The following is an 11,966-nucleotide window of genomic DNA, read 5'->3' as shown; positions in this document are numbered from 1 at the left end:
CCAGCTTCCCGCCTATCTTGCGAACGATGGTGTTGACGAAGGCGGCCTCGGGTACATTGAGCTTGCAAGCCGGCACGAACGTGACGGCCAAGGCAACCAGCCCGCCAGCAACGACATACGCCAAAGCTTGCACGATAGAACCGGACAGCGGGGAAACCAGCGTCTGCAGCAACCACAGCACCGCCCCGCCGGCAGCAGCACCGGCACCGCCGAGCAACACGGCCGTAGCCAAGGCACGCGCCACAGAGCGCAGACCGAACGGGCCCAGGGTGCGTCGCAGATACCCGAACAGGCACACGTCCAAAACCAAGTAGAACAGCGCCTCGGCAACGGCGATGGAGCTGATGGGCATGATATCGGAATGACTTGCAGCGAACATGGTCAGGCCGATCTGCACAGCGCCCGCAACAAAGTTGAAAGCCGCGAAGACGCCCATACGGCGAAGGCTGGAGAACGTCTTCTGCAAGTACGTGTTGACGCCGTACAAAGGCAGGGCAACGGCCCAGACGGCCAGATACGTGGCGATGGCGGATACGTTCTCCATGGTGAAGGCGCCAGCATGGTAGAGGGTGACCAGCGGCATGCTGAATACGGCCAAGTACATGGCGAACGGGATCATGAAGAACAGGATCTGGTTGGTACCTGACACGATTCCGCGCTTGACGCCTTCCATATTCCCCTCCGCCTGCATATCCGAAAGCTCGGTGAACATGGCGGTGGTGATGGGCACCGCCAGGAAGGAATACGGCAGCGTGAACCATAGGCGTGCGTAGGCCAGAATGGAAGGGCCGTTGTCGGCGAAGTTATAAGACGCAGCGTTTTGCACCGATACGATGGCGAACGAGCACAGCATAACGAGCACCGCCGGCACGCCGATGCCCAACGTCTCGCGAAGCGCAGGATCGCGCAGATTCACGCGCGGGCGGATGCGTATGCCGTTACGCTTAAGCGCGGGCAGCTGGATGGCCATCTGGATGAACACGCCGGCAGGATTGCCGATGGCGATGATATACAGGGCCAGCTGCTGGTCATACGGCGCCACGAACGCGTACGCCAAGAACGTGACGATGACGATGAGGTTGTTCGCAACCGGAGCGATGGAAGACCACAGGTAGTCACGACTCGCGTTGAGCAAGCCCGAAACGATTGCCGAACACCCATAGAACACGATCTGAATGGCGAAGAACTGGAAGAAGAACACCGACGTGGCCATCTGCGACTGATCGGAGTAGAAGCTTTGCGTGTAGATAACCGCCGAAGGGAACAGCATGCACAGAAGCGACACCGCTCCAAGCAGCAAAACCACCAACGTCAGCAGGTTCGAGGCGTATTCGTTGCCGGCACGCTGTCCCAGCTTCTTCTTCACCGAAACGTACACCGGCAGAAACGCGGTGACGATCATGCCGCCGCACACCAGCTCGTAGAGCTGGTTGGGAAGGTTGTTCGCCACCTGATAGGAACTTGACAGCAGCGTGGAACCAAGCGCGAAGGCCATGGCCCAGGTGCGGGCGAAACCGGTGATGCGGGAGATGATGGTGCAGATGCTGATAAGGGCCGCAGACCCGCCGATAGCGGCAGTTGAGCCTTGATCGGCTGTCGCCTGGGCGGGACGAGATTCGCACGATGCGCGATCCGTCTCATGCGTGTCGGACTGGGTTTGCGGGGAAGCGGCCGAGGCCGCGAGATCGGCAGAGCGAGTGTGTCGAGCTCGTGCGAGCTTGTCGGACATGAAAATGCGCTTTCTCGTGATGGTATGATTGCTCATCATAGCAAACACGGAAAGAGGCCCCGCATGCACATCCTCATCGTGCGTAATAATTCCAACTCGCAGGCGATCGACGCATCGTTGCTCCTGGTAACGTACCTGGCCACACAGGGAATCGACTATACCGTGGTCGATTCCTCGAAGCTTGCCTCCCCCCTGGCGGCCCCGGAGCTTTCCGAGCTGTTCGAGCATGGCGTGGACATGGCGGTGGCCTTGGGCGGGGACGGCACCATCCTGCGCACCGCGCGTCAGGTGGGCTTCCACGGCACGCCTATCCTCGGCATCAATTACGGCCGCCTGGGCTTTTTGGCGAACCCGAACGAATCGGGCGTCATGGAACCGCTGGTTGCGGCGCTTTCGGGCGACGCGGCGCACGAGGTGCGCACAAACCTGGACATACGGGTGGTATGCGAAGGTGAAGCGGACCCCTATGCCGACGATGGCGCTGGCGCCGAACCGGATGAGCCACGAGAATTCTTCGCGTTGAACGAGGTGGCCGTCACCCGCGGCGCCAACGGCCGGATCATCGATTTCGGGCTGGGCGTTTCAGGGTCGCATTTGGCGAACATGCGCGGCGACGGCCTGGTGGTGGCAAGCGCCACGGGCTCCACGGCCTATGCGCTATCGGCAGGCGGGCCGCTGGTGGCGCCGGGGTTCACGGGCCTGGTGGCCGTGCCCATAGCGCCGCACACGCTGCACTCCCGCGCGGTGGTCACGGCGCCGTCCGATGTGGTGGAGATGGACCTGTCCGAGAACCAGGACGATCGAGACGCCACCCTGTTCATAGACGGCGAGCTGGTTGAACTTGACCGCCCCTTACGCCGCCTCTACGTGCGGCGCGGAGACGTGCCCACCACACTTCTGCGCTACAAGGACGAAGGGTTCTATAACCATGCGGCGAAGGTGTTCTTCTAGCTTCGCATCGTCAAATAAACTCCGAAAAGGGCTCGCAAGCTGAAACAAGTTTGCGGGCCCTTTTGCAATAGCATATTGAAGCGCTCTAAGCGCACCATACACCGTTGACGCACTGCGGAAAGAGGCTATTTCGATAACGCGCGAAAACACCTCGAGCAAGCAAATTCAGAAGATCGCACAGGCGAACACCAGCGATTCCAACGGAAGCAAAACCGGCATGATGCACCCAACCAACTTGCTATCGGAATAGCCGGCGATAGCCGCGACAAGCAACTGCCGAAAGCGGCAGGACCCGCATGAAACCTTACAGTTCAACTCGCTCGAAGAACTCCTTGCCTACGCCGCAGACGGGACAGACGAAGTCATCGGGCAGCTCATCGACGTACTCCATATGCCCGCAGATGGTGCAACGCCAGGCCACCTTGGGCTGTTCGGTTTCATTCGACTCGGCCGGCGTGGCAGAAACTTGCTCATCGCCCAGATAGCTGGAAGCCTTAGGCGGCGTCTTGCCGCCCTTGACCTGATGATAGAACGCGTACGTCATAGGAGCGGCCGCATCGGCGACCTTGGCGCATTCCTCAACCGCCCCCACGAACAGCACATGCGTGCCCAGGTCGAGCTCGGAGACCACCTTCGCGGAAAACCACGCGCAGCACTGCTCGGCAAGATAAGGCATGCCGGCTTCGTCGCGCGCACTTGCATGCTGCGCGAATTTATCGAGCTCGGTGGAGGTATGGAACCCGAAGGTGCCGATCAACTGCATGTCGACCTGCTCGGACAAGCAAGAAGCCGTGAATCGACCGGCAGCGCGAACGGCGGCCGTGGTGGCGTTTTCCTTGTTCAGCGCCACGCTTACTTGCAGCGGAGATGATGTGACCTGCGCAAACGTGTTAGCCACGCATCCGTAGTCCCTATTATCGAAACGCGCGCCGATAACATACATGCCGTAGCTGAGCGAATGGAATGCCTGCTTATCGAACATAGGAGCCTCCTTAGTCCCGCTATACTTATTGCATCAGTAATGATATTGATTCCTGATAAAGATAGCTTAACACGCTTGCGGCCAGAATCGAAGGGCAGAGCGACGAGGATCCGAAGGCCGAAAGCAGCCAAAGACGCGAAGTCAGCATATGCAACATAGCCACATCCGCGCCTTTAAACACGCGCCGCACAGCAGCTTCGTCCTTGATGCCTTCGACTATACGCCGCGTACCGTCCCAGTCGTCGTGGAACGGCAAAGCGTTACCGACATGCTGCATACGCGCAACTCCCCCGATATGCAGGAAGACCCGCTTTCGCGGGCCTTCCTGTTGCTTTTTGTGCAGTGCTTTTTGTGCTTGGTGCTGTTGTGCTATTCGGCAGCGGTCTCGGCAGCAGCCTCAACCTCGGCCTCTGCGGGAGCCTCGACGGCCTCGGCAGCGGCGGTAGCGGCCTCGATCTCGGCAGCCTTCTCAGCCTCGGCAGCAGCCTTCTTGGCGAACTCCTCGGCACGCTTGGCCTTAGCGGCAGCCTTAGCCTCGCGCTCGGCCTTCTTGGCGGCCTCGATCTCGGCGGCCTTAGCGGCGCGCTCGGCCTTCTTGGCGGCCTCGCGAGCAGCCACCTGCTCCTTGGCGGAACCGAACTTGTCGGCGAAGCGCTGGACGCGTCCGCCGGTGTCGACGAAGCGCTGCTGGCCGGTGTAGAACGGATGGCACACGTTGCAGATGTCGACCTTCAGCTCGGACTTCGTCGAGCGGGTGGTGAAGGTGTTGCCGCAGCTGCACTTGACGGTGCACTCCACGTACTCCGGATGGATTCCTTGTTTCATAGTCTGGTACTCCTTTTACCGTGCCTTGGTTTCCGACCAAGGCGGAAGACAAGCCTTTGCATTATAGCACGGAAAACGCCGCGTGCGATGACGTTCGCGCGCGGCGTTCACATGTTTTCCGCGAATGAGGGCCTCGGGGAAAGGACCGTCGTCGCCAGCTGCAAGCCAGCGCCAGCTCAACGCTCCCCTGCACCGCCCCGCAACCGGCGATTCGCCCTACTCGGCCTTCTCAGCCGCAGGCTCCTCGGACACGGTGATATCGGCATGCTCGAGCAGCCAGCGGTTCGCCTTCAGGCGACCGGCGGTCTCGCGCAGCACAAACGCCTGGCCGTTGCCCTCCATCTGGCGACGAGCCGTGGTGGGGTCGGCAGGGTTCATGGCGCGGCAGGCGGCCATGATGTCCTCGTCGTCGAGCGTCATCTTCTCGTGACGGAACACCGCGTCGAGCGCGTAGCCCTGCACGAGCATCTGACGGGCCTGCACCATGAGCATCATGCCGAACTGCTGCTGGCCGCCCTGGGACTCGACGAACTGCTCGAAGGGGATGCCCTGCTGGGCAAGGGAGCCGCGCACGTTCTGCATGAGCGTGTCGCGCATGGACTCGTACACCTCGTCGGAGATGGTGCCCTGGAAGCGGCGGGACAGCTCGTCGGCCACCATGGTCAGCTGCATCTCCTGGTACTGCGCGCGCTGCTCGGCCTGCAGGCGCTCGGAAACCACCTGGCGCAGGGACTCCACGTCGCGAGCCATAGGCATGTTCTTCTCGATGAACTCCTGGTCGACCTCGGGGACGTTCTTCTCCTGGCACTCGAGCACCGTGACCTTGCAGTCAAGCGGCGCCTCGCCCTCGGGCGCGCCGGGCATATCGAAGGCGAACTCCTTGACGTCGCCCTCCGTCATGCCGATGAGGTTCTTCTCGAACTCGTCGGGCATAAGGCCCATGCCCAGGATGTAGGTGCGCCCGTCGGTGCACAGGTTGTCCAGACGCTTGCCGGCCTGGGAGACCTCGAGGGCGATCTTGGCGGCGCTGGAGGCGTCGAGCGGCTTGGGATCGCACTTCTCATAGGTGGCGAAGCTCTCGGCAAGCTGCTGGATCTGCTGATCGACCATGGACTCGTCGAAGTTCAGCGGCGGCACGGTGATGGACACCGGCTCGTAGCTGGTCAGCTCGTAGTCGGGCTTGGGGGTCACCTGTACCTTGAACTCGAAGACCTGCCCGCGCTTGATGGGCTGGTCGACGATGGGCGTGGGCGGGAACGCCGGGCACAGGTTGCGCTTGTCCACGGCGAACGGCACCAGGTAGTCGATGGCCATCTGCTGGGAAACGGAATCCAGGTCCTTGATGCCGAGCTTGGCCTCGGCTGCCTGGGCCGGCGTCTGACCCTGCGGCACTTCCACGCCCATGCTCGCGCAGAACGAATAATGCGCCACGTTGAACGCCTGCGCCACCTCGGCGGTCGCGGCGGCGGCGGTGAGCTCGATGAGGCCGTCCTCGAGCTTCTTCTCGGTAACCTTCATGGGATCCCCTTCTGATTGATGTTGAAACGCTCACATTGTAACGCAACGCGGCGGCGTGCAACCTCTCATGCGGCGGCGAACGCTACTCGTTGGATTTCAAACTCTCCACCATGTCGATGCGGCGCAGCTTGCCGCGCATGGCAAGGGCCACGATGCCCGAGAACGCCATGGTCAGGGCGAACGCTATGGCGAAGCTTGCCACATGGATGTCGCGGCCGAACATGACCTGGTCCACCTCGGCGGTGGTGATGACGAAGCCCTCCATGAAGATGCCGAGCACCAAGCCGATGGCGGCGCCGATCACCGACAGCAGGATGGTTTCGCGGAAGATGTACGCATCCACCTCGCGGGACGTGAAGCCGAGCACCTTGAGCGTGGCGATCTCCCGCGCGCGCTCGGTGATGTTGATGTTCGTGAGGTTGTACAGCACCACGAACGCCAGCAGCGCCGCGGCCACCACGAGCACCACCACCACGCTGTCAACCGTCTTCAGCATGGTGCGATAGCTGTCGATGGTCTCATCGTTGTAGGTGACGGTTTTGACCCCGTCCATGGATAGCAGCTGGTCGGAGAACGCATCGCGGTCGACGCCTTCCCCAAGTTCCGCATACACGGTGGCGAAATCGGCCGGCTTGCCCATTGCCTGCTCGTACACGTTAGCGGTGACATAGGCGTACTGGGCAACGTAATTCTCCATGATGCCGGCGACGGTCACCACGTGCCCATCCCCCACCAAGTTGCCGATGTCGTCCTCATCGTAAAGCGTCAGGGTATCGCCCACCGATACCCCCAGTTGGCTGGCAAGCTTCTCGCTGATGATGGCGCCGCCATCGTCGAGCGTGAGCGGCTGGCCGCCTACGCGCTCGCGCATCTGCACAAATCGCTGCAGCTGTTCCGGATCTTGGGCGCACACCAGCTCCAGACGATGCTCGGCGCCGCCGTCGGGGGCGCAGGCGATCTTGTTCTCGGTGGAAACCCACGTAAAGTCCTGGCCATCCGAGCCGACCGCATCCGACATCGCATCCTTGGCGGCCTGATCGGCCTCGTCGGCATCCATACGGACGATGGTGTTGAAGCTGTACACTTCTCCATACTGCTTGTCGATGATGTCGTTGATGGCGTTTTGCAGCCCCAGGCCCGTGAGCAGCAGCGCGGTGCAGCCGGCGATGCCGATGATGGCCATGAAGAAGCGGCGCTTGTAGCGGAACAGGTTTCGCGCCGTCACCTTCCAGCTGAACGTCATCCTGCTCCACAGCGGGCGGATGCGCTCGAGCAGGATGCGCTTGCCCGCCTTCGGGGCACGCGGCAGCATCAACGATGCCGGGCGCTCGCGCAGGGTAGCCGCAGCGGCGAACCACGTTGCGGCAACGGTGATGCCCACGCCCAAACCGGCGGCGCTTGCGGCCACGCCCGGGTTCACAGGGGTGGGCATGCAGGGCACCATGTACATGATCGAGTAGGCGTTCATGATGAACCAAGGCAGGAACTGCGAGAGCAGCACGATGCCCACGGCCGCGCCCACGCCCGATGCCACCACCGCATAGATGAGGTATTTCGACGTGATGCGCGCGTTGGAATACCCCAGCGCCTTGTACGTGCCGATGAGCACGCGTTCCTCTTCCACCATGCGGGTCATGGTGGTAAGCGACACCAACGCCGCTACCAGGAAGAACATGAGCGGGAACACCGCGGCTATCTGGTCCATGCGCCCTGCATCGCTGCGGAAGCTCTCGGCGCCCAGGTTCTTCGAGCGGTCGAGCACGTACACGCTGGCGTCCTTATCGGCGATGGCGTCGATCTCGACCTGGGCGTCGGCCAGCTGCTTCTCGGCGTCGGCGAAGCGCTGCTGCGCCTCCGCCCGCTTCCCATCAAGCTCGGATTGCCCGCTTCGCTGCTCGGCCAAGCCGCTTTCGTACTCGGCTCTACCCTGCTCGTAGCTTTGCTGCCCGGCGGCATATTGCGCACGACCGGACGCCAAACGCGCCGCAGCATCATCGAGCTGGGCCTGCGCGCTGTCAAGCTGGGCCTGCGCCGCGGAAAGCTGGGCTTGCGCCTGCTCGCGCTGCGCGTCAAGCTCGGCGCGCCCGGCGGCAAGCTGATCGGCTGCGCCTGCAGTCTGCGCATCGATCTGCGCGATGGCCGCCTCAAGCTGCGCGGCCACATCGGCAAGCTGAGCCGCACGAGCCTGCTCAAGCTGCGTCTCAAGCTGGCTGCGCTGCGCCATAGCCTGGTCGTACTGCGCCTGCGCGGCATCAAGCTGGGCCTGCGCTTGGGCTATAGCGGCCTGCGCCTGCTCCCACTGCTCGGCAAGCTGGGCCGCGCCGCTGTCATGCTGCGCCTGGCCGCTGGCAAGCTCCGCCTCGCCCTGGGCAAGCTGCGCCTGGCTGCTAGAAAGCTGGGCGGCCGCCGAGGAAAGCTGCGCCGAAGCGCTGTCCAGCTGAGCGCGCGCATTGTCGAGCTGCGCTTGGGCGTCGTCCATCTGCGCGACGGCGTCGGCCTTCTCGCGCTCGTATTCCGCGCGTTTGTCGTCAAGCTCCGCCTGCGCATCGCGCTGCAGCTGCTCGATACGCGACGCGGACAGCTGCGGAGCAAGGTCGTTCAGCTGCTCGGATACGGCATCGACGCGCTCCTGATAGGCGCTTTCGGGCCACACTTCGCCAGCCGCACCATCAACGGTGAGAAACGCTTCCGTATAGGGATAATCGGCCGCGAACGCGCCCTCGGGCACGAACACGAAGGACGACAGCTCGCCTGACCCAAGGGACGTGGAGCCGGTGTTGGTGGTGCACGTGTAGTACGACGACCGCACGAAGCCCGTGACGGTGAAGGTGCGGGTAGTGAACACGCCGTCAAGGTCCTGCGTTCCCTCAAGCAGCTCGACGGTATCGCCGATATGCACCGGCGACGACCAAACGTTGTCAGCCGAAAGCAGGCACTCGTCGTCCGATTCCGGCCAGCTGCCCTCGACCAGGATAGGCCTGTTCACGTAATCGGCATCGTCGGATTGCACATGCAGGCCATCGTCGCAGCTGCTCGTCTTCGCAGCGTTCACGTCAAGCGAATGATAGCGAAGCGTATACTGCACGCCTGCCAGCTGAGATATGGCGTCCGCCTCATATGCGGGCATGACGCCCGAGATGCCTTCGACACCGCGCAGCATGTCCACCTGCTCGTCGGACATGCCCAGCGACGACACCACGCGAAGATCGCACAATTCGGTGGCGTCGTAGTATTCATCCCCTGCCAAACGCATATCGGGTCCGGTCATGCGCAAGCCGGCATAGAAGCCGCAGCCGAGCGCCGCCATCACGGCGATGGCCAAGAACCTTCCCCATGAATGCGTGATGGAGCGCAGGACTTCTTTACGAAAGGCTCCCATGGCTACCACTCCAAATCAGCGGCGTTGCCAGGATTCGGATTGACGAAGCAGCTGGCAACGCGGCCTTCGCGCACATGGATGACGCGATCGGCAATGTCGGCGAATGCCGAGTTATGGGTGATGAGCACCACCGTCTTGCCGGTTGTGCGGCAGGTATCCTGCAGCAGTTTCAAGATGGCCTTGCCAGTTTTGTAGTCCAAGGCACCGGTGGGCTCATCGCACAGCAGCAGCTTGGGGTTCTTGGCAAGCGCACGGGCGATGGCCACGCGCTGCTGCTCGCCGCCGGAAAGCTGTGCGGGGAAGTTATCCATACGATGAGCCAAGCCCACCTGCGCAAGCACCTGCGCCGCATCAAGGGGATGCGGGCAGATCTGGCTGGCCAACTCGACGTTCTCAAGCGCCGTGAGATTCTGAACCAGGTTGTAGAACTGGAACACGAAGCCGATATCCAAGCGGCGATACTGCGTAAGTTCGCGCTCGGAGAAGCGGCTGATGTCGCGCCCATCGAGCATGATGGTGCCGGACGTGCACGAGTCCATGCCGCCGAGCATGTTGAGCAGCGTGGTCTTGCCGGCGCCAGAGGGACCGACCACCACCACGAACTCGCCGGCTTCCGCAGCAAAGGTCATGCCATCGGCAGCGGCAACCTCCACCTCGCCCATCTTGTACACCTTGCGAACATCGTTGAATTCCACGAACGCCATGTCCCCACCTTGCTCTTCGGGTGCCTTCCTTCCCCTGATTATACAAAAGAGCGCCCCGGCGTAGGTGCCGGGGCGCTCTAAGCGGTTCAAGCGTTAGCTTGGTGTAACGTCAACCTTAGTTGGCGCCGAACAGCTCGATGGTATCGCCTTCCTTCAGCGTGACCATGGCCTTCTTCCACGTACGGGTCTGACCGACCTGGTAACGCACGCGCTTGGGCTTCGGCTTGACGTTCAGGGTGTTCACCTTGACCACGGAGACGTTGAAGATAGCCTCGATGGCCTGGCGGATCTCAACCTTGTTGGAGTCCTTGGCCACCTCGAAGGTGTACACGTTGTTCTCCATCTGGTCGTAGCTGTGCTCCGTCACGATAGGACGGATGATGACCTCGCGGGGATCCTTCATTATGCGAGCACCTCCTCGATGCGCTTCAGGGCCTCAGCGGTGAACACCAGCTGCTTGTTGTCGAGCAGCTCGTAGGTGTTGGCCTCGGCAACGGGCAGGATGTTGACCTTCTCCAGGTTGCGGAAGGACAGCCACGTGGTGACGTCGTCGTTGCCGATGACCAGCGTGGTGCGCTGGCCCTCGAAGCCCATGGCCTTGATGAACGCCTTGGCGTCCTTGGTGCAGGGCTTCTCGAACTTGAACTCGTCGACAACGGTGAACTGGCCGTCAGCCACCTTGGCGGACAGAGCGGAGCGCATGGCCAGCTTGACTTCCTTGTTGTTCACGCGGAAGGCGTAGCTGCGCGGATGCGGACCGAACACGGTGCCGCCGCCAGCCCACTGAGGGGAGCGGATGGAGCCCTGGCGGGCACGGCCGGTGCCCTTCTGGCGCCACGGCTTCTTGCCGCCGCCGCGGACCTGGCCGCGGGTGAGGGTGTTGCTGGTGCCGGCACGCCAAGACGCACGCTGAGCGCGCACAACCTGGTGCATGACGGGCACGTTCGGCTCGATGCCGAACACGGAAGCGGAAAGCTCGGCGTCGCCGGCCTTCTTACCGCTTGCGTCCTTGATCTCGATAGTCGTCATGGTAGTGAAAACTCCTTATAGATAGTCCAGGTTACGCCATGCGCACGCGCACGATGCCGTTCTTGCCGCCGGGAATGGCGCCCTTGACCAGGATCAGGTTCTGCTCCTCGTCGACGCGCATCACGGTCAGGTTCTTGACGGTGACGGTGTCGCAGCCCATGTGACCAGGCAGGCGCATGCCCTTGAGCACGCGGGAAGGCGTGGCGCACATGCCCACCGAACCGGGAGCGCGGTGGAAGTGAGCACCATGGCCGCCCGGACCGCCGGCGAAGCCGTAGCGCTTCATGACGCCGGCGAAGCCCTTACCCTTGGAGGTACCGGTGACGTCGACCTTCTTGACCTCGGCGAAAGCCGCCACGGTCTGCTGGTCGCCGGCCTTGTACTCGGCGGCGTCCTCGACGCGCACCTCGCGCAGGTAGCGGGTAGGCTCGATGCCCTGCTTGGCGAAATGGCCGGCCATGGGCTTGTTGACCTTCTTGGCCTTGATCTCGCCGAAGCCCAGCTGCACGGCCTCGTAGCCGTCGGTGGCCTTCGTCTTGACCTGGCACACCGTGTTCGGCTCGGCCTGGATCACGGTCACGGGGATGAGCTTGTCCTCCTCGTTGAAGATCTGGGTCATGCCGATCTTCTTACCAAAAATAGCGTTAATCATGCTAATTGACACCCCTTACAGCTTGATCTCGATGTCGACGCCGGCAGGGAGGTCCAGACGCATCAGGGAATCCACCGTGTTGGGGGTGGGCTCCAGGATGTCGATCAGGCGCTTATGGGTGCGCATCTCGAACTGCTCGCGCGAATCCTTGTCCACATGGGGGCCCTTGACGACGGTGAACAGGTTGCGCTCCGTCG

At 62.4% G+C, this 11,966-nt stretch carries 12 protein-coding genes; 1 reads left to right on the top strand and 11 read right to left on the bottom strand.

Translation table 11 applies throughout. From position 1 onward, the window contains the following. On the bottom strand, nt 1-1,729 hold a 1,729-nt coding region (gene murJ / locus Q0H50_RS05680; RefSeq protein ID WP_294420366.1), incomplete at its 3' end, for a murein biosynthesis integral membrane protein MurJ. A gap of 63 nt (nt 1,730-1,792) precedes the next feature. Between murJ and Q0H50_RS05675 the strand changes: the two genes are divergently transcribed. Beyond that, the gene (locus Q0H50_RS05675; RefSeq protein WP_294420364.1) at nt 1,793-2,680 is read left to right on the top strand and encodes an NAD(+)/NADH kinase; all 888 of its coding nucleotides are present in this window, start codon (nt 1,793-1,795) and stop codon (nt 2,678-2,680) included. A 304-nt stretch (nt 2,681-2,984) separates the two neighbouring features. Here the strand turns inward: Q0H50_RS05675 and Q0H50_RS05665 are convergent, their stop codons facing one another. The 10 genes from Q0H50_RS05665 to rpsJ all read right to left on the bottom strand — a co-directional run. Further along, nucleotides 2,985-3,662, bottom strand: a complete 678-nt coding sequence (locus tag Q0H50_RS05665; RefSeq protein WP_366936633.1) for a flavin reductase — start codon at nt 3,660-3,662, stop codon at nt 2,985-2,987. 25 nt (nt 3,663-3,687) lie between these two features. Then, nucleotides 3,688-3,939 (bottom strand): hypothetical protein, encoded by a 252-nt coding sequence (locus tag Q0H50_RS05660; protein WP_294420362.1) that lies wholly within the window; start codon nt 3,937-3,939, stop codon nt 3,688-3,690. Between the two features lie 92 nt (nt 3,940-4,031). Further along, the gene (rpmE, locus tag Q0H50_RS05655; RefSeq protein WP_042433290.1) at nt 4,032-4,487 is read right to left on the bottom strand and encodes a 50S ribosomal protein L31; all 456 of its coding nucleotides are present in this window, start codon (nt 4,485-4,487) and stop codon (nt 4,032-4,034) included. Nucleotides 4,488-4,703: 216 nt separating this feature from the next. Next, entirely contained in the window at nt 4,704-6,005 is a 1,302-nt protein-coding gene (locus tag Q0H50_RS05650; RefSeq protein ID WP_294420360.1) for a trigger factor, read from the bottom strand. Nucleotides 6,006-6,087: 82 nt separating this feature from the next. Next, nucleotides 6,088-9,384: an FtsX-like permease family protein gene (locus Q0H50_RS05645; protein ID WP_294420357.1), complete on the bottom strand. Its 3,297-nt coding sequence runs from the start codon at nt 9,382-9,384 to the stop codon at nt 6,088-6,090. A gap of 2 nt (nt 9,385-9,386) precedes the next feature. Beyond that, a complete protein-coding gene (locus Q0H50_RS05640; RefSeq protein ID WP_294420355.1) occupies nt 9,387-10,088 on the bottom strand; it encodes an ABC transporter ATP-binding protein in 702 nt (233 codons plus the stop codon). Between the two features lie 115 nt (nt 10,089-10,203). Continuing rightward, a complete protein-coding gene (gene rplW / locus Q0H50_RS05635; protein WP_042433278.1) occupies nt 10,204-10,491 on the bottom strand; it encodes a 50S ribosomal protein L23 in 288 nt (95 codons plus the stop codon). Continuing rightward, nucleotides 10,491-11,117 carry a 50S ribosomal protein L4 gene (gene rplD / locus Q0H50_RS05630; protein WP_042433275.1) on the bottom strand — a complete coding sequence of 209 codons (627 nt, stop codon included), beginning with the start codon at nt 11,115-11,117 and terminating at the stop codon, nt 10,491-10,493. The genes rplW and rplD overlap by 1 nt, the downstream gene beginning before the upstream one ends. A gap of 31 nt (nt 11,118-11,148) precedes the next feature. Further along, nucleotides 11,149-11,769 carry a 50S ribosomal protein L3 gene (gene rplC / locus Q0H50_RS05625; RefSeq protein ID WP_294420353.1) on the bottom strand — a complete coding sequence of 207 codons (621 nt, stop codon included), beginning with the start codon at nt 11,767-11,769 and terminating at the stop codon, nt 11,149-11,151. Between the two features lie 15 nt (nt 11,770-11,784). Continuing rightward, nucleotides 11,785-11,966, bottom strand: a 182-nt coding sequence (rpsJ, locus tag Q0H50_RS05620) for a 30S ribosomal protein S10 (protein ID WP_294420351.1), incomplete at its 5' end; no start/stop codon positions are given.

The sequence above is a fragment of the uncultured Senegalimassilia sp. genome (assembly GCF_934632265.1).
Lineage (GTDB): Bacteria > Actinomycetota > Coriobacteriia > Coriobacteriales > Eggerthellaceae > Senegalimassilia.
This window is presented reverse-complemented; position numbering and strand designations above follow the sequence as displayed.